Source organism: Agromyces sp. NPDC055520 (assembly GCF_053619715.1).
The window spans coordinates 14,657-31,930 of the sequence record NZ_JBSHJY010000005.1 but is presented as its reverse complement, the minus strand read 5'-3'; the positions used below and the strand labels follow the sequence as shown (position 1 = coordinate 31,930).

Annotated in this window: 18 protein-coding genes, 2 tRNA genes, 1 pseudogene and 1 other annotated feature; of the genes and pseudogenes, 16 read left to right on the top strand and 5 right to left on the bottom strand. The window is 67.4% G+C overall.

Annotated elements, in window-relative coordinates; genetic code table 11:
• Positions 1 to 20: 20 nt before the first annotated feature.
• The 4 genes from ACWGST_RS04215 to ACWGST_RS04200 all read left to right on the top strand — a co-directional run bounded on the left by ACWGST_RS04215 (position 21) and on the right by ACWGST_RS04200 (position 1,866).
• Positions 21 to 93 (top strand) — tRNA-Asn (locus tag ACWGST_RS04215).
• A 177-nt stretch (positions 94 to 270) separates the two neighbouring features.
• Positions 271 to 660 (top strand): SHOCT domain-containing protein, encoded by a 390-nt coding sequence (locus tag ACWGST_RS04210; protein WP_452045392.1) that lies wholly within the window; start codon positions 271 to 273, stop codon positions 658 to 660.
• Positions 661 to 775: 115 nt separating this feature from the next.
• Positions 776 to 1,564: an AzlC family ABC transporter permease gene (locus ACWGST_RS04205; RefSeq protein ID WP_452045391.1), complete on the top strand. Its 789-nt coding sequence runs from the start codon at positions 776 to 778 to the stop codon at positions 1,562 to 1,564.
• Positions 1,561 to 1,866, top strand: a complete 306-nt coding sequence (locus ACWGST_RS04200; RefSeq protein WP_452045390.1) for an AzlD domain-containing protein — start codon at positions 1,561 to 1,563, stop codon at positions 1,864 to 1,866. Before ACWGST_RS04205 ends, ACWGST_RS04200 begins: the two co-directional genes overlap by 4 nt.
• Positions 1,867 to 1,935: 69 nt before the next feature.
• Here the strand turns inward: ACWGST_RS04200 and def are convergent, their stop codons facing one another.
• Positions 1,936 to 2,499, bottom strand: a complete 564-nt coding sequence (gene def, locus ACWGST_RS04195) for a peptide deformylase (RefSeq protein WP_452045389.1) — start codon at positions 2,497 to 2,499, stop codon at positions 1,936 to 1,938.
• A 40-nt stretch (positions 2,500 to 2,539) separates the two neighbouring features.
• Here def and ACWGST_RS04190 point away from each other — a divergent pair, with 40 nt between their 5' ends.
• From ACWGST_RS04190 to ACWGST_RS04155, 8 genes and pseudogenes are all read left to right on the top strand, one after another.
• The gene (locus ACWGST_RS04190) at positions 2,540 to 3,457 is read left to right on the top strand and encodes a DMT family transporter (RefSeq protein ID WP_452045388.1); all 918 of its coding nucleotides are present in this window, start codon (positions 2,540 to 2,542) and stop codon (positions 3,455 to 3,457) included.
• Between the two features lie 180 nt (positions 3,458 to 3,637).
• Entirely contained in the window at positions 3,638 to 4,891 is a 1,254-nt protein-coding gene (locus ACWGST_RS04185) for a glycosyltransferase (RefSeq protein WP_452045387.1), read from the top strand.
• 10 nt (positions 4,892 to 4,901) lie between these two features.
• A tRNA-Ile gene (locus ACWGST_RS04180) sits at positions 4,902 to 4,975 on the top strand.
• A gap of 231 nt (positions 4,976 to 5,206) precedes the next feature.
• A complete protein-coding gene (locus ACWGST_RS04175; protein WP_452045386.1) occupies positions 5,207 to 5,443 on the top strand; it encodes a helix-turn-helix domain-containing protein in 237 nt (78 codons plus the stop codon).
• Positions 5,443 to 6,705, top strand: a complete 1,263-nt coding sequence (locus tag ACWGST_RS04170) for a tyrosine-type recombinase/integrase (protein ID WP_452045385.1) — start codon at positions 5,443 to 5,445, stop codon at positions 6,703 to 6,705. Before ACWGST_RS04175 ends, ACWGST_RS04170 begins: the two co-directional genes overlap by 1 nt.
• A 350-nt stretch (positions 6,706 to 7,055) precedes the next feature.
• Positions 7,056 to 8,347 (top strand): IS3 family transposase gene (locus ACWGST_RS04165; protein ID WP_452045384.1). Its coding sequence is split into 2 segments (ribosomal slippage): positions 7,056 to 7,347 and positions 7,347 to 8,347, totalling 1,293 coding nucleotides; the frame shifts between segments, so codons are not numbered across the junction.
• Positions 7,340 to 7,468: a sequence feature (AL1L pseudoknot), on the top strand. (Overlaps the previous gene by 129 nt.)
• A gap of 7 nt (positions 8,348 to 8,354) precedes the next feature.
• A pseudogene (locus ACWGST_RS04160) lies at positions 8,355 to 8,489 on the top strand (IS256 family transposase); the annotation flags it as partial.
• A 375-nt stretch (positions 8,490 to 8,864) separates the two neighbouring features.
• Entirely contained in the window at positions 8,865 to 10,169 is a 1,305-nt protein-coding gene (locus ACWGST_RS04155; protein ID WP_452045383.1) for a cation:proton antiporter domain-containing protein, read from the top strand.
• Between the two features lie 683 nt (positions 10,170 to 10,852).
• Here the strand turns inward: ACWGST_RS04155 and ACWGST_RS04150 are convergent.
• Positions 10,853 to 13,741 (bottom strand): sulfatase-like hydrolase/transferase, encoded by a 2,889-nt coding sequence (locus tag ACWGST_RS04150; protein ID WP_452045382.1) that lies wholly within the window; start codon positions 13,739 to 13,741, stop codon positions 10,853 to 10,855.
• Between the two features lie 377 nt (positions 13,742 to 14,118).
• Here ACWGST_RS04150 and ACWGST_RS04145 point away from each other — a divergent pair, with 377 nt between their 5' ends.
• Positions 14,119 to 14,502, top strand: a complete 384-nt coding sequence (locus tag ACWGST_RS04145; protein WP_452045381.1) for a prolipoprotein diacylglyceryl transferase family protein — start codon at positions 14,119 to 14,121, stop codon at positions 14,500 to 14,502.
• A gap of 104 nt (positions 14,503 to 14,606) precedes the next feature.
• Here ACWGST_RS04145 and ACWGST_RS04140 read toward each other — a convergent pair whose 3' ends face one another.
• Positions 14,607 to 14,894: a metal-sensitive transcriptional regulator gene (locus tag ACWGST_RS04140; RefSeq protein WP_452045482.1), complete on the bottom strand. Its 288-nt coding sequence runs from the start codon at positions 14,892 to 14,894 to the stop codon at positions 14,607 to 14,609.
• Between the two features lie 108 nt (positions 14,895 to 15,002).
• On the opposite strand from ACWGST_RS04140, the gene ACWGST_RS04135 reads away from it, so the two are divergent.
• From ACWGST_RS04135 to ACWGST_RS04125, 3 genes are all read left to right on the top strand, one after another.
• Positions 15,003 to 15,188 carry a hypothetical protein gene (locus ACWGST_RS04135; protein WP_452045380.1) on the top strand — a complete coding sequence of 62 codons (186 nt, stop codon included), beginning with the start codon at positions 15,003 to 15,005 and terminating at the stop codon, positions 15,186 to 15,188.
• Positions 15,189 to 15,201: 13 nt separating this feature from the next.
• Positions 15,202 to 15,579, top strand: a complete 378-nt coding sequence (trxA, locus tag ACWGST_RS04130) for a thioredoxin (protein WP_452045379.1) — start codon at positions 15,202 to 15,204, stop codon at positions 15,577 to 15,579.
• A 120-nt stretch (positions 15,580 to 15,699) separates the two neighbouring features.
• The gene (locus tag ACWGST_RS04125; RefSeq protein ID WP_452045378.1) at positions 15,700 to 16,068 is read left to right on the top strand and encodes a hypothetical protein; all 369 of its coding nucleotides are present in this window, start codon (positions 15,700 to 15,702) and stop codon (positions 16,066 to 16,068) included.
• Here ACWGST_RS04125 and ACWGST_RS04120 read toward each other — a convergent pair.
• Together ACWGST_RS04120 and ACWGST_RS04115 are read right to left on the bottom strand one after the other, a co-directional pair.
• On the bottom strand, positions 16,055 to 16,588 hold the full coding sequence (locus tag ACWGST_RS04120) for a hypothetical protein (RefSeq protein WP_452045377.1): 534 nt from the start codon (positions 16,586 to 16,588) through the stop codon (positions 16,055 to 16,057). The genes ACWGST_RS04125 and ACWGST_RS04120 overlap by 14 nt on opposite strands.
• Positions 16,585 to 16,956: a rhodanese-like domain-containing protein gene (locus tag ACWGST_RS04115; RefSeq protein WP_452045376.1), complete on the bottom strand. Its 372-nt coding sequence runs from the start codon at positions 16,954 to 16,956 to the stop codon at positions 16,585 to 16,587. The genes ACWGST_RS04120 and ACWGST_RS04115 overlap by 4 nt, the downstream gene beginning before the upstream one ends.
• Between the last annotated feature and the right edge of the window lie 318 nt (positions 16,957 to 17,274).

Genomic DNA, 17,274 nt, shown 5'->3' with positions numbered 1-17,274 from the left:
ATCCATCGCTGAACAAGCGATCCTCCATAGCTCAATTGGCAGAGCAATCGGCTGTTAACCGGTAGGTTCTTGGTTCGAGTCCAAGTGGGGGAGCGACGAGCCCCGTGTTCCGAGAGAACACGGGGCTTCTGCGTTCTCGGCCCCCGATGGCGGCAAACCCGCAGCGGCCCAGCGATTCACGCGAATCGAATGATGCGAGCGGTCGGGCACGGTCATAGCCTCCGGAGCAGGCGCGGTCAACGCGCGTTCACGAAACGAAAGGCCGTCGATATGAACAGCTTCTGGGACTTCCTTGTCTGGCTCTTCTGGTTCTACGTGGTGATCGCGTGCATCTGGATCTTCATCACGGTCATCGTGGACATCTTCAGAGACCACACCCTGAACGGGTGGGCGAAGGCGCTCTGGGTGCTGTTCCTCGTGTTCCTGCCCTTCCTCGCGGCGTTCATCTACCTGATCGCGCGCGGCCGCGGCATGGCCGAACGCAATGCCGCCAGAATGGCCGACTCGCAGGCGGCGAGCGCCGACTACATCCGAAGCGTCGCCGGCTCTGCTTCGTCGTCGGCGACGGAGATCGAGAAGGGCAAGCAACTGCTCGACAGCGGTGCGATCACGCAGGCCGAGTACGACGCGCTCAAGGCGAAGGCGCTGCAGGCCTCGTAGACGCGGGCTGAACTGCACCGACCCCGCCCCATGACTGGGGCGGGGTCGGGCCGTCCCTTCCGGGCGTGGGATGCCGCGGCGCCCGGTTAGTGTGGAGGGCGGAACAGGAGAGCCCGTGAACGAACGCACCGCCGCCGACGCGCCGCTCGCCGACGGTGACGGTGACGGTGACGGTGACAGTGACGCCCGCGAGGCGAAGGTGGGCCGTTCATCGGCGATCCGCGACAGCCTCGCGGTGGGGGTCGCGACCGCGATCTACGGCGTCTCCTTCGGCGCACTCGCGGTCGCTGCGGGACTCGACATCTGGCAGACCTGCTTCCTCAGCCTCGTGATGTTCACCGGCGGATCGCAGTTCGCCCTCGTCGGCGTGCTCGCGAGCGGGGGAGTCGCCGCCGGCGGCTCCGCGATCGCCACCGCCGCGATGCTCGGTATCCGCAACGTCGTCTACGGCATGCGCATGAAGCCGATCGTCGACGTCGTCGACCCGGCGACCGGGCGCGGCAGCACCTGGCGCCGCATCGCCGCCGCCTGGATCACGATCGACGAGTCGACCGCGGTCGCCCTCGCGCAGACGAACGACCGCGCTGCCCGTGTCGGCTTCTGGGCGACCGGCATCACGATCTTCATCGGGTGGAACCTGACCACGCTCGCCGGCGCACTCATCGGCGACGCCATCGGCGACACGAGGGCATGGGGGTTGGATGCCGCAGCCGCCGCCGCATTCCTCGGGTTGCTGTGGCCCAGACTCAAGCGATTCCAGGCGGGCGCGGTGGCGGTCGCTGCGGCGGTCGTCGCGACCCTCGCCACGCCGGTGCTGATGCCGGGGCTGCCGGTGCTCGTCGCGGCACTCGTCGCCGTCGTCGTCGGCTGGTTCGACCTCTTCGAGCGGAGGCGAGCCGCATGACCTCCTGGCACATCATCCTCATCGCCTCGGCCGCCACGCTCGCGCTCAAGCTCGTCGGCCACTTCGTGCCGGCCGGCTTCCTCGAACGCGAGCGCCCCGCCCGCATCGCCGACCTGCTCACCGTGGCGTTGCTCGCCGCACTCATCGCCGTGCAGACGCTCGGCGTCGGTCAAGAGATCGTGGTCGACGCGCGCGTGCCCGCCCTGATCGTCGCGGCGGCGCTCTACGCGCTCCGGGTGCCGTTCGTCATCGTCGTGGCGATCGGCGCGCTCGTCGCCGCGGGCATACGCGCGTTCGCGTGAAGCCCCGCGCCACGCGGCATCCACTCTGCGCTCTCGATGCCTGGCGTTCGTTCGCCTCCGGCGGGCCGCTCAGGCGTCGAGGTCGTCGACGCCCGGCATCCACTGCTGGCCGGGCTTGCCCCAACCGAGTTTGCGGGTGATCTTCGCGACGATGCGCTGATCGCGCTCACCGAGACGGTCGGTGTAGAGCGTGCCGTCGAGGTGGTCGTACTCGTGCTGGAAGATGCGCGCGAGCCATCCTTCGGCCTCGATCTCGAATCGTTCGCCGTCGAGGTCGGTCGCCCGCAGGATCGCGCGCTCGGCCCGCCGCAGGCCGAACCGCTCGCCGGGGAAGGAGAGGCAACCCTCCTCCTCGTCGATGTCGGGCTCGCCGGCGGGCGGCGGCGAGATCCACAGCTCGGGGTTGATCGCGACGCCGCGCCAGCGCGTGTCGTTCTCGTCGACCCATGCGTACGTGAACAGCCGCAGCCCCGCACCGACCTGCGGGCCGGCCAGACCCACGCCGGGCGCGGCGTCCATCGTCTCGAACATGTCGGCGACGAGGGAGCGGATCTCGTCGTCGATGTCGGCGATCGGGAGGGCGGGGGAATGCAGCACCGGGTCGCCGGTGATTCGAATGGGGAGCACGGCCATTCGGCAAGGATATCCGCCGCAGAACGGGTAGGGTCGATGCGTGGATCCGGACTTGAGCGACCTCACCGAGCAGATCGCGCTCGACCCCAGGCAGTTCATCGGCATCCCACTCGCGCTCATCGGCGCCGTCTTCCTCTCGCTCGGGGCGCAGTTCCAGCATCGGGGCGTGGTCAAGGTCGAGTCCCACACCGTCGACAGCTTCGGCAAGGGGCTGAACGTCAAGCAGCTCGCGCTGCTGCTGGCGCGGCCGTCGTGGGTCATCGGCACGGTCATGCTCGGCCTCGCGATCGTCTTCCAGCTGTCGAGCCTCTACTTCGCACCGCTCATCGTCGTGCAACCGCTCGGTGCGATCGCGCTCGTCATCACCTCGATCCTCAACTCGCGCATCAATCACGTGAAGCTGAACGCCAAGTCGATCTGGGCGATCGTGATGTGCGTGGGCGGCGTGTTCCTCTTCGTCGGCGTCGCCGCGTTCACCGCGGTCGACAAACCCGTGACCGACAAGCAGCTCATCACGATCCTGATCATCCTCGCGGTGGTGCTGGCCCTCGCCGGCCTCACCTTCGCGATGCTCCGCCACCGCATTCGCGCGATCTTCTACGTCATCATGGCCGGCGTGCTCTACGGCTTCGTGGCCACACTGGCCAAGGTCGTGATCGGGCGGGTCGAACAGGGGGAGTTCGAGTGGCTCACCGCCCTCTGCGTGATCGGCCTGCTGGGCGCGTCGGCCCTCGGCGCGTACTTCGTGCAGAACGCGTACGCTTCGGGCCCGCCCGACCTCGTCATCGCGGGGCTCACGGTCGTCGACCCGATGGTCGCCGTCGCGATCGGCATCGTCGTGCTCGGCGAGGCCTCGCAGGCGCCGCCGTGGGCGATCGGAGTGTTCATCGTCGCCGGTGTCGTCGCCGTGCTGGGCGTCTTCCAATTGGCCCGCAATCACCCGCAGACTCGCCTGTGAGGCCGCTGCCGCACTGCTGAGCAGAGTGGATGTCGCGGCGACGACATGCGAGCGCAGGGATGGGTGAGCCGGGCTGCGTAGACTATCGTCGGATTCAGTCCGTGCGCCGACCGCCCTGCTGCGGCGCCCCGATGAGGGCCGATCGCCCTCGATCCCTTGAATGGTGAGGAACAACCCCACGTGTCTGACACCCCCGGTGCGAGTACGCCCGGCATCGCCCGTGCTGAGAACGAGCGACCGCTCACGGTTCTGATCGGCGCCGACACCTTCGCCCCCGACGTCAACGGCGCCGCCCGATTCGCCGAGCGTCTCGCGGCCGGCCTCGCCGAGCGCGGCCACGACGTGCACGTCATGGCCCCGGCGGGCAACCGCAAGCACGGCACCTGGAAGGAGGTGCACGAGGGTCAGGAGATCACCGCGCACCGCCTGCTCAGCTGGCGCTGGTACCCGCACGACTGGCTGCGCTTCGCCCTGCCGTGGCGCATCAAGCAGAACAGCGCCCGCGTGATCGACCAGGTCAAGCCCGATGTCGTGCACTTCCAGTCGCACATCATCACCGGCCGCGGCCTGTCGATCGAAGCCCAGAAACGCGGCATCCGCATCGTCGGCACGAACCACTTCATGCCCGAGAACATGCTCGAGTTCACCCTGCTGCCGACCGCCTGGCAGGAGTGGGCCGTGGGCCTCGCCTGGAAGGCAGCACGCCGCACCTTCGGACGTGCCGAGTCTGTGACGACGCCGACCCGCAAGGCGGCGCAGTTCCTCGAGAAGCACACCGGCCTCGTCGGCGTGCACGCGATCTCGTGCGGTATCGACGCGCACAAGTACTCGCCCAGCTGGGAGCCGCGCACCGAGAACCGCATCCTCTTCGTCGGTCGAGTCACCGGCGAGAAGCAGATCGACGTGCTGCTGCGAGCGCTCACGCTGCTGCCGAAGGAGCTCGACGCGAAGGTCGAGATCGTCGGCGGCGGCGACCAGAAGAAGCACCTCGAACACATGGCGGTCGAGCTCGGCATCGCCGACCGGGTGACGTTCACCGGGTATGTGACCGACGAGCAGCTTCGCGAGGCGTATCACCGCGCCTCGGTGCTGGCCATGCCGTCGATCGCCGAACTGCAGAGCATCGTCACGATGGAGGCCATGGCGTCTGCGCTGCCGGTCGTGGCGGCCAACGCGATGGCGCTGCCGCACCTCGTGCACGATGGCGAGAACGGCTACCTCTTCGAGCCGGGCAGCGCCGAAGATCTCGCCGCCAAGCTGCGCGTCGTGCTCGAGGCGTCGCCCTCTGAATACCGTTCCCTCAAAGAGGGCTCGCTCAGACTCATCGCCGCGCACGACATCCAGCGCACGATCTCGACGTTCGAGAGTCTGTATCGTGGGAAGCCGGTGACCGACCCGGTCACCGACACCGCGTCGGCCAGTACCTCGGAATGACCCGACGCGCGGGGCGGTAGCTCAGCTGGTCAGAGCAGTGGACTCATAATCCATCGGTCACGGGTTCAAGTCCCGTCCGCCCTACGGTGAAAATGGTCTGATCAGGTCTTCTTGTCCTATTGAAAGGGCAGAGACTTGAGTGACTCTCCATTTATTCACCACAAATGCGCGTGCGAGATCGCGCTTCGGACCGACTCATCGGTTGCTCGCGCTCAATCTCGACCCGCCTCGGGCGGTCTGCGCGAGGCTGTCGATCGGCGTCGATTCATCTGGACGCATCTCGGATTCGCGGGGCGCGGCGCGCACCTGTCGTGCATGGACACTGAACGATTCACGGGGCTCGGTCTCGAGCCGGTACTGACCACGAGCGAGCTCGCCGAGTACCTCGGCGTGCATGTGCAGGCGATCTACGATCTGCGCACCGACGGCCGGGGACCCGCCGGCATTCGAGTCGGGCGGGAGATGCGGTTCCGTGTCTCCGATGTGCTGCGGTGGTTGGACGACCTGCACGAGCCCGAGCATGCGTTGAGCATCGGATTGGACGCGCGCTGATGGCGGGGCGACCACGCCAGCCCGTCGGCACGTTCGGATCGATCACGACGACGGAGTACACGCCCGGACGGTTCAGGGCCACGACACGCTTCCGTGACTGGGATGGCCAGTCGCGGAAGGTGACGGCGACGGCGAAGAGTCGCAGCGGCGCGGAGACCGCGTTGAAACTCGAACTCGCGAACCGAATGAAGGTGAGCGGCGGGCAAGACGGCGTCCGAGCCGATTCGCCGTTCGCAGAACTCGCGGCCGCATGGGTGGAAGACCTGCGCTTGGACCTTGACCGGTCCGAAAGCACGAAGGATACATATGAACGAGCGCTTCGGCTCTGGGTGATGCCGGCCTTCGAGAGCTTCACGGTGCGAGAGCTCACTGTCGCCAGGATCGACCGCTTTCTCAAGACCCAGCGCGCGACGTCGTATTCGCGAGCAAAGCAGTCGAAGACGATCCTCAGCATGATTCTCGGGTTCGCGGTGCGGCACGGCGTGATCGCGACGAATCCGATCAAGGAAACCGCGCAGATGAAGCGGCCCAAGCGAACGCCGAAGGCACTCACTACTGAGCAGATCGCAGCGATCCGGCTCGCCGCACGCAACCACGGCGTCGGGCGAATGGGTACCAAACCAGACGGGCAGGTGCGTGATGTGATCGAGATCATGCTCGGCACCGCGACCCGGATCGGCGAGGCGCTCGCGCTCAGGAAATGCGATGTCGACATGACGGTGGACCCGCCGACCGTCCGAGTCGCCGGCACCATCGTCTGGCGCAAGGGTGCGGGGGTGAGTCGTCAATCGCACCCGAAGACGCACGAGTCCAATCGCGCGATCGCGGTGCCGGCGTTCGCTGCTGAGGTCGTTCGCCGCCGACTCGCGCTCATTCCCGATGACGAGCGTGAAGTTGATGAGCATCTGCTGTTCTTCACACGGAACGGGACGCCGCTCGCGCCCTACAACGTGCGCCGCACTTTCCGGCTGATTCTGGAAGAAGCGGGTCTGGGGGATCTGAAGATCAGCCCGCACGCCTTCCGGCGCACGGGCGCGACGCTCCTCGCGCACGAGCTTGGAATCCAGGCCGCCGCGGATCAGTTGGGGCATACGTCGACGTCGACGACGAAGCTGCACTATGCCGAGCCCAACCGGCGGGTGAGTCCGCTGCCGGCGCAGGTCTTGCAGCGGTTGGCGCCGGGAGGCTTGCAACCTGAGGGCGAAGATCCGGATACAGGCTCTGAGGGTCGATCGACAGCTATTCCGCCAGACCTCAGCTAAGCGCGTCTCGTGACCGCGTTCGCGTACACCCAGACGAACTGATCCTGGTGCGTCATTGGATCGGGGTACTTCACGAGCACCGCACCCCGAGTCCAGGCCATCGCCTGGCCTTCGACCGTTCGTGGTTCCTCGTAGACGAATCGGTATCGGACTGTTGCACTGACAGGGATCGGTTCGCGGGCTTCGGCGCGGTGGCCGGTGCGTCGAACTTCGGCGGTCGTCAGGCTGACGGGGACGCCGAGCTTGGCTTGTTCGAGTCGGATCTCGTCGGCGCGTTCGTCAGCACGATCGGGGTATCTGAATCGCCCCGGGTTTAGTGGAGGGTCTGATTCCCCGAGAGGATGATGATCATGCCAGCACCGAGGAAGTACCCGCCGGAGCTTCGTGAGCGGGCGATGCGGCTTGTTGCCGAGGCCAGGAAGGAAGATCCGGAGCTGTCGTTGAACGCGGCGGTGGTCCGGATCGGGCAGCGTGTCGGGGTCAATCCCGACACACTGCGTGGCTGGTGCAAGCAGGCCGCGATCGACGCGGGCGAACGCCCCGGAACCACGACGAACGAAGCGCAGCGCATCAAAGCACTCGAGGCCGAAGTGCGCGAGTTGAAGCGTGCCAACGAGATTCTGTTGGCGGCTTCCTCGTTCTTCGCGCGGGAGCTCGACCCGCGACTGCCGTGGTAGTTCAGTTCATCGACGATCATCGTGACCGGTTCGGGGTCGAGCCGATCTGCCGCGTGCTCACCGAGCACGCCGTGCCGATCGCTCCGTCCGGTTACTACGCCTTCAAGACCCGGCCAGCCTCAGCTCGTGCCGAGAGCGACGCGGGGTTGATCGTCCAGATCGAGCGGGTGTTCTGGGATCGCAGGCTGGGCCGTGGGATCAGCGGAGCCCGCAAGGTCTGGCGGCTGCTGCGTCGCGAGGGCATCGTCGCCGCCCGATGTACGGTCGAACGCTTGATGCGGCAGCAGGGGCTGCGTGGGATCCGGCGCGGGAAGCAGTTCATCACCACGAAAGCTGACGGCGCTGCCTTCCGTCCACCGGATCACGTGCAACGCTGCTTCAGCGCGGATCGACCGAATGAACTCTGGGTGGTCGACTTCACCTATGTTCCAACGTGGTCGGGGATGGCGTTTGTTCCAACGTGGTCGGGGATGGCGTTCACCGCGTTCGTGACTGACGTATTCTCGCGACGGATCGTCGGGTGGCGGACCATGGACCGGATGCCGACCGATCTGCCGCTGGACGCACTGGAGATGGCGCTCTGGATCCGGGACGAAGCCGGTGAAGACGTCACAGGTGTCATCCAACATTCGGACGCCGGGTCGCAATACACCGCGCTGCGTTACTCCGAACGACTCGCTGACGTCGGCGCGATCGCGTCAATCGGCACCGTCGGCGACAGCTACGACAACGCACTCGCAGAAACCGTCGTGGGGCTCTACAAGACCGAGTGCGTGAAGATCGACGGCCCGTTCCGCACCGCCGACGAGCTCGAACTCGCCACGCTCTCCTGGGTGCACTGGTTCAACGAGAACCGGCTGCACTCATCGATCGGATACCTCACACCCATCGAGAAGGAGAACGAGTACTACCGTGAGATCAACTCCCAGAGCCGGCCGGCACTGGGAGAACTCGCCCTCCACTAAACCCGGGGCGATTCAGACCGACGAATGGGCCGAAGGCCGCCGCTACCTCGGCCTAGACATCCTCGCCAAGAGCCGCCTCAGTCTCGTCCGCGACACAGGAACGGAGGTAACCGACCAGCCCGTCCTCGAACTCAGCGCCTAACCAACAGCAGAAGGATCACCGGCCAGTACACCACTACCCGGGGCTTGACCCGTCCTTGCGGCTCGCTCTGACACACGAGTTGATCGCGGAAAGGACCTTGAGCTGCCCTCTGGAGGACCACGCGAGCGCGATCGTGGGGCCATCGGCGCGGAACCGGTTCAGCCAGTCGATGAGGATCGTGGATGAACCGGCTAGGAGGACTCGGGCGGCTTCGGGTCCCTCCGAGTCCCAGTGCGCCAGACACCTGAGGTCAGGGGTGAAAGCTCATGACGGGACCTTGGACCCTTCCCTTGGGTTCACCGTTGGACACGCTGGAAATCGCGAGCTGGCATGGTGTCGGGCGGTCGCGGCGACCACGCGGTGGGGCAGGTCGGAATGGATGCGGTGGCGGCGCTGCTGGTGCTGGCGGCGGTCTTCCTCTGGGGAACAGTCGCGGCACGGTTCGAACGGGCTGACCTCGCCGCCCCGATCGTCTTCACCGTCCTCGGCGCGGGCCTAGTCGGCCTCGGCATTGTGGATGCTGCCGCGGCTCCCCAGACGCTGAAGCCGCTAGTCGAGATCGCGCTGGTCTGGGTGCTCTTCTCCGATGCCGCACGGGTGCGTATCCAGGACCTCCGTGCCGACCTCGGCCGGTGTTTTCGGTTGCTCGGCATCGGCCTGCCGCTCACCATCCTGGCTGGGTGGGGCCTGGCGAAGTGGTTCTTCCCGGAACTCGATGGCTGGCTCGCGCTGCTGGTCGCCGCGGCGTTGGCCCCCACCGATGCGGCGCTCGGCGTGCCCGTCGTGACGAACCCGGCCGTGCCGTCGCGGATCCGACGGCTGATCACCGTCGAGAGTGGCCTCAACGACGGCATCGCGACTCCCGTCGTGATGTTCGCTATCGCCGGCGCGGCAGCCGTCGAGGGCGCGGAGGGTGCAGTGGGCCTGGGAGCGGCGCTGGTGCAGCTCGCGATTGGTGCGCTCGTCGGCGTCGTGGTCGGGGGAGCGGGCGGGTACCTGTTGCGCCTGACGCGCCGCAATGGATGGGTCGCCGAGGACTTCGCAGGGATTGCCGTCTTGGCGCTCGCCCTCATCTCCTACTTGCTGGCCGTCGTGGTCGGCGGCAACGGGTTCGTCGCGGCGTTCTGCGGCGGGCTGGCATTCGGCGCGACCGCAGGTCGTCGCGGCCGGGCGGAGCTGGTGTTCCTCGAGCAGGCCAGCGGCCTGGTCTCGCTGCTGGTGTGGCTGGCCTTCGGCGCGATCGCCATCCCGATCCTCCTGGACCGACTCAGCCCGGTCCTGGTCCTCTACGCGGTCATGAGCCTCACCGTGGTGCGGATGCTCCCGGTCGCGATCGCGACGATCGGGTCGGGTCTGGACCGCAACACGGTGTTGTTCGTGGGATGGTTCGGTCCGAGGGGCCTCGCATCGCTGGTGTTCGCCCTGCTCGCGCTGGAGGAGCTCGGCGAAACGGATGCCGGGCTCGCCGTGACGATCATCGCGGCGACCGTGTTCCTGAGCGTCATCGCGCACGGCGCCAGCGCCGCACCCCTCGCCGCGCGGTACGCCCGTGCGAATGCAGCACGTGGGCCGGAGCCGGGCGGCACAGTCGCCGACATGGCCGTTCGCGGGCTCCCTCGTCGTCATCATCCGGCGCGTGGCCCGGACGGTGCCGCGCCTCCGGCTGCTGGAGAACGGTGAGATCGGATACATGCCTGTAGACGAGCACGCTGCGACCACCGGTTCGCCGGTTCCTTCCCCTCCCTTTTGGCGATCCCGGAGAGGGGGCGGCGATCGCGGGGATCGCGTTCGCCATTCTGCTCATGACGGCGATGACGCTGATGCGCCTCGCGGCCGCCGAAGGCGGGTTCGAGGCGTTCCGGTCAGATGCCGGGCGGAGGACCCTCATCACGTGGGGTCTCGGACTGGTGCCCTTCGCCGGTATCGCGTTCCTGTGGTTCATCGGGGTAGTGCGGGAGCAGTTGGCCGAGGTCGAGGACCGCCTGTTCTCGACCGTCTTTCTCGGCAGCGGACCGCTGTTCCTCGGCATGGTGTTCATGGGTGCCGTGACGTCGGTCAGCATGATGGAGATGGTCGCCAGCCCGAACGCCGACGCCGACGTCTGGGCGTTCGGTCGCACCAGCGCCGAGACGCTCATCTCGGTGTCTTCAATGCGAATGGCGGCGGTCTTCACCCTCTCGGTGAGCACCGTCGGGCTGAGGCCTCATCGGTACCTCGCTGGGTGTTCTACCTCGGATACCTCGTCGCCCTGGTTCTCCTCGTCGCTTGGGGCGAGCGTCAGTGGACCCCTCGGCACTTCCCTGCGTGGGCTTGTTCCTCAGCGCAATCCTGCTGTTCCACCGCCCCGGGCGTCGCGGAACACGCTAGCCCGCCGCGCCGGCGCCGACGCCGGTCGCCCTGGCTGCGTGGTGGAGCTGCTGCTCGACCGAGTGCGACGCGGGCTTCAGGTCGAAGACGACCTTGCGCACCTCGCCCGTGAACGCGTAAGGGGCGAGCTGCTTGTAGGCCTCGTCGACCACGAGTCCGTTGTCGCGGCCCACGTCCATGCCGGCGTACGACGAGAACGCGAGGGGGACGGTGCGGTCGAGGCGTCCCTCGCCGATCCTGCCTCCGTTCACGTACAAGGAGACGACCCCGCCGCTGCCGGTCTTGTTCTCGTCTGCGTCGAACTGCATGCGCACGGCCACCGCACCGCTCGGGATCGACTCGGTCGACACCTGCCGGTACGTCTCGACTCCGAGCATCGAGTAGGTGTGGTGCAGCAGCCCGCCCTCGTCGACCCACAGCGCGAAGCCGCCGATCGAGTCGGCGTTCGCGACGATCACGCCCTGGGCGCCGCTGGCGGGCACGAGCAGGTCGGCCTCGATCGCGTACGACCGCCCGTAGATGCGCGGGATCATGCCGCGCTGTACGTTCTGCACGTCGCCGTAGAACGTGAACCGCGTCGTCGTCGGCAACGGCGGCAGGATGCCGAAGAAGACGGACATGCCGCCGAGCAGCGGAAGGGCCTTGTTGCGCTCGGCCTCCTGCCAGAAGAGCTCCTGCAGCTCGACGAGCTTCTCGGGCTGCTCAGCCGCGAGGTCGTGCGCCTGGCTGAAGTCGTCGGGCAAGTAGTAGAGCTCCCACGTGTCCTGCTCGGGGTCGTAGACACCCGGCGCGAGCCTCGCGATCGTCGCCGGCGAGAAGTCCCACGGGATCCGGTCGAGGCGGGCGCACGCCCACCAGCCGTCCCGGTAGATCGCGCGGTTGCCCATGGACTCGAAGTACTGCACCGTATGCCGTTCCTCGGCATCGGCGGCCTCGAACGTGTGGAGGAAGCTCGTGCCGTCCATGGGCTCCTGCTCGATGCCGTCGACGTACGTGGCCTCGGGGAGGCCGACGGCCTCGAGGATCGTCGGCCCGATGTCGATGCAGTGCGTGAACTGCGAGCGCAGCTCCCCGCCACCCGGAATCCGGTCGGGCCACGCGACGACCATCGGATTGCGGGTGCCGCCGAGGTGGCTGCCCGTCTGCTTGCCCCACTGGAACGGCGTGTTGCCGGCCCAGCCCCAGGCTGCGGCGTAGTGCGGCGCGGTGTCAACACCGCCGAGCGCGTCGATGCCGCCGTACTGGTCGATGAGTACGAGCTGCTGCTCGGGAGTCAGCGGGACGCCGTTGAGGAAGGTGAGCTCGTTGAACGAGCCGGTGATCGTGCCCTCCATGCTTGCGCCGTTGTCGCCCCAGATGTAGAAGACCAGTGTGTTGTCGAGGTCGCCCATCTCCTCGATCGAGTCGAGCAGCCGGCCGACGTTCCAGTCGGCGTTCTCGGAGTACCCGGCGAACACCTCCATCTGGCGCACGTAGAGGCGCTGCTCGACCTCGGTGAGGCTGTCCCACGCCGGGAACAGGTCGGGGCGCTCGGTGAGTTCGGCATCCTGCGGGACCACGCCGAGCTCCTTCTGCCGCTCGAACACGGTCTTCCGGTACTCGTCCCAACCGGCGTCGAACTTCCCCTTGTACTTGTCGGCCCACTCCGTGTCGACGTGATGCGGCGCGTGCGCGCACCCGGTCGAGTAGTACATGAACCACGGCTTGGCCGCATCCTGCGCGCGAACGGAGTGCAGCCATTCGACGGCCTTGTCAGTGATGTCGTCGGGGAAGTAGTACTGCTTCCCGTCCTCGCCTTCGGGAACGCCGAGCGTCGAGTTGTCCTGCGTGATGATCGGGTCGTACTGGCCCGCCGCGCCGCTCAGGAACCCCCACCAGTGGTCGAACCCCCATCCACCCGGCCAGCGGTCGAACGGGCCGGCCGCGCCCTGCACGTTGTCGGGCGTGAGGTGCCACTTGCCGAACCCGCCCGTCACGTAGCCGTTGTCCTTGAGCACGCGGGCCACGGGTGCACAGCTCTTCGGCACCGCGGCAGTGTAACCCGGGAAAGGTCCCGGGTACTCGGCGATCGAGCCGAACCCGACGCGGTGCTGGTTGCGCCCCGTGAGCAGGGCGGCGCGGGTCGGCGAGCAGATCGCGGTGACGTGGAAGCGGTTGTAGGTGAGGCCCATCTGCTGCACACGCGTCATATTCGGCGTGGCGATCGGCCCGCCGAAGGTGCTGGGGTTGCCGAAGCCGGCGTCGTCGATGAGCACGACGAGCACGTTGGGCGCGCCGGCGGGCGGCTTCGGCGTGCCGACGATGGTCCAGTCGGCGACCGCCTGGTCGATGGTGCGCCCGATGGTGCCGCCGAACGCCGGGTCCTTCAGCGGCAGCACCGTGCGGTCCGGCGCGAACTTCCCCGCGGCCTCCGCGAGCGACTCCTTCAACTGGCCGAAGCTGTGGCTGTCGGACTGCGCGATGGATTTCGCGGGCGAACCCGGCAGCGCCTGCTCGACTGCGAGTCGGTACCCGTCGTCGAAGACGGCGATGACGCCCGCCCGCCCGGGCGGCAAGTTGGCGCCGATGCTCTCCGCGATCCCGCTCTTGAGCCGGTGGTCGGTGAAGACGCCCGCCAACGCGCCACCCGCCGCGCCCACGGCGATCGCCGGGAGCAGGGCCGGTGCGAACAGTCCGACCGCGAGGCCGACCCCGGCCCCCCATCCCGCGCCCTTTCGCCCGAGGTGATCGCCCGTGTCGGCGATCGTGACCTCGCCGTCGACATCGTGCTTCACGAGGATCGCGCCCTCGATCTTCACGCTCTTCGCCTTCACGAGCTCGACGAGCCCGTCGAAGTCCCGCTGCGCCGTCGCGATGTCCTGGTAGCCCGCCACCAGCACGTCCATCGCCCGCTCGTCCACGATTCCCCCTTGAAGTCTTCCGCCTCGCGAGCACGTCGTCGTGCACAGCCCAGCAAGGTTGACGGTACGCACAAGGTGTACCGGCGACCGGGACCTTGGGCCCTCCATGCGCGGCCCTACTGTTAGGCCAACCGGCGGGGGCGCCGCACTCAAGTGCGAAGGTGATTCGGACTGGACATTTCCACCCCGACACCGAGCTCCGGCGATGAGCCCAGCTCAGGCGGCCTGTTCCGACTCGTTGACGAGTCGCTGCTTGCCGGCCACGGGTCTGCGTTGGCGATGGTCGAGGCATATGTGCTCGGCTTCCGACTCCAACTATCGCCGAACGATCACAGCGCGGCCTTCGCCGCCTACGAATAGCCTTGTTCCACCCGCTGTTCCTGTACGAGATGATCTGGAACCTCTGCGGTGCTGGGGTCATAGTGCTGCTCGAGAGACGTTTCACGTTGGGATGGGGTCGCAGCCTCGCCATCTACTTCATCTGGTACGGGCTCGGCCGCAGTGGGCTGGAGGCCATCCGGATCGACCCGACCAGCGACGCACCGCTTGGCATCCCGGCGAACATCTGGGCCTCGTTCGCGGTTATCACCGTCGGGATCGTCATCCTGGTGGTGCAATCCATGCGCCACCACGAACCGGAGCCCTCCCCGTATCTGCCTGGCCACGAACCAGCTGCCGGAAGCGTGACGAGTCGACCCGAGTCATCTGAGACAGGCGAGTCGGAGAACACTTCGCCCGCAGGTTGAGTGCATCGGGCCGAGCACGCAGAATCGCCGCGAACGAGCATTGCGAGGCTTGCTCGGTGTCCCGCGCGTGTTACGCGCGTGTTGCGCGCCGGGTCGCTGCCCGGTCAGGCAAGTGACAGGAAGAGCTTCTCCAGTTCCTCGGGCTGCGGGATGCCCTCCGCATCGGGGTTGGCGAGGCAGTCCTTCAGCGCGGTGGAGATCACGAGGAAGCCGGCTCGGTCGAGGGCCTTCGACACTGCCGCGAGCTGTTGCGCGACATCGCGGCAGGGGGCGTCGTTCTCCACTGCCGTGATGACCGCTGCGAGTTGCCCCTGGGCTCTGCGCAGACGATTCACGATCTTGCGCTGAGCGTCAGCGTCGTGCACTGCAGCCGAGGAGGTCGCATTCGTCATCAGGAAGCCCTTCATGGATGGATTTAACATCGAGCATACTCCCACCAGTATAGTGAGAAATACCCAGGGGGTATCCTTGAGGTGAGAGATCGGTGAGAGGAAGACGTTTTGTGCCGAGCAGTGAAATGCCGCGTGTGCGGCAAGACCACCTGGGCGGGCTGCGGCCAGCACGTGCAGGATGTGCGGCGCACGGTGCCGGCATCCGCTTGGTGCAGCGGCGCACACACCCAGGCGCAGATCGACGCAGCCACGCAGAACCGTGGGGGTTCCTTCGCCCGCTTGTTCGGCCGATAGGAGGGGCCAGGCCATGACCACAGTGACACTCACCAGCCACAACCTCGAGCAGATCGTCTCGGGCGATGGCATCGTATTCGTCGACTTCTGGGCGGCATGGTGCGGCCCCTGTCGGGCGTTCGCCCCGGTTTTCGAGGAAGCCGCCCGACACAATCCCGACATCGTGTTCGGCAAAGTCGACACCGAGGCGGAGCAGGAACTCGCCGCGGCCTTCCGGATCTCGTCGATCCCGACCCTGATGGCCTTCCGCGACGGCATCCTGGTCTTCTCCCAACCGGGTGCGTTACGCGGGCCGCAACTGGAGCAGCTGGTCGAAGGTGCGCGCGCACTGGACATGGATAGCGTGCGGCGCCAGATCACGGAGCGTGAATCCAGCCAGGCCACGGCGTGACCCGAACCGGCTGTTGGAGCACATCCACGCCGACGATCTCGATCAGGCGAGTCACCTACCGGCCGCCAGGCGAATCGCGAGGCGATCGTCGTCGACCCGCATCGAGATCTTGACGTGCACATGCAGATCGCGACCAAGCAGGAGATGACGAGCGAAGTGATCGACCGTACGGAGATGAAGCGCCGCCGTCTCGCGGCCGCGGAGGAGATGTCGATGCTCCTCGGCGACACCACGGCGTGCGCCATCGCGAAGGACGGCCGATCGTATCCCGCCGCCAAGTTCCATGAGGGGCGGATCGCAGGGCTGGGCGAATTGCTGCGCCGGGTCGACGCCGAGTCCACCGAGGAACAGATCACGGATGCCGCGGCTCGACTGCGTACCGACTGGGAGCGGCGACCCATGCCCGGGGCGGGCGAGAGCCGGGAGTGGCAGAGCTATCGTGCCGGCGGCGTGCAGGCCCTCGGGGAGTTCGCCGTCAGCGACGCGTGACGTCGTCTGCCGCCGTCGGAGCTGCGGCATCACGGTGCGCAGGGAAGAGGGGTCGGCACGTGGTGCAGGTGAGACCCTCGTCCGACTCGCCGCCGGCCTCGAGGCGGCGCCGCTCCGCGATCATGCGGCGCTCACGGGACGTCCGGTCGACGAGCCCGTAGACCAGCACGACGAGTGCGGCGAGTGCGACGACCGGGCGCACGAGCGGGTCGATCATCGGCACGGCGCTGACCTGCTCGGTCGCGAGGGACAGCCCCACGAGGCCGAACACCGGCCAGCGCAGGTCGCAGACCACGGGTTCGGCGCCGATGGGCGCGGCGCGGAAGGTGGCGATGACGAGTCCGAGCAGCACCGCGCCGACCGCGATCACCGGCCATGTCCACCACGGCACCCTTGCCGAGGAGGTCACCAGGCTCCCGGTCGCGACGAGTATCGCGGCCGCCCCGATTCCCGCGGCGACGGCGATCGGGCGGCGCGAAGCGGGCCAGGCCCGCAGCTCAGCGAGCGGCACGCGGATCACTTGACGACCGGGATGCCGGTCGCGCTCGACGCGGCCTCCACCCCGCCGGCGTTCACGAGTGACGTGAACCCGAGGGTTTCCATGCGCTCGATCGCGGCGGCCGAGCGGTTGCCCGACCGGCAGTACACGACGTACTCGCCGTCGGTGGGCAACGCGGACAGGAGCGTGCCGAATTCGGGCGACTGCACGTCGATGTTGACGGCCCCGTCAAGGTGGCCGTCGGCATACTCGGCGGGTGTGCGCACGTCGATGGTGACGGTGTCGGATGACACGTCGATCGCCTCTGCGGTCGGGGCGCAGGCGGCGGCACCGAACACCACCGTGAACGCGACGGCGAGTGGGGCAAGGATGCGGGAGAGGGGCTTCATGGCGGCGATTCCTTGGGTGAGGGTGGAGGCGAGTCACCCACGCTAGCAGAGATACCCCTGGGGTATTACTGCGAAACGGCGGTCGAGACGGGCGCCGTCGAAACTGATCGGTGAAGAGTGCACCGGAGCCGGCTTCCTAGGCGGCGACCTCGCGCCGCGATGATCGAGCGCGAAACGTCGAGATGCCGGCGATCTCGAGGGCACTACGTGCGACCGGGAGCGCGAGGCGAAGGTCCCGAGCGTTCCTTGGGGGCGACCATAGTCTCCCAGTGGAGGTGATGTCATGGTCGACGAGCACCCGACGCCGAGCGCTGGACG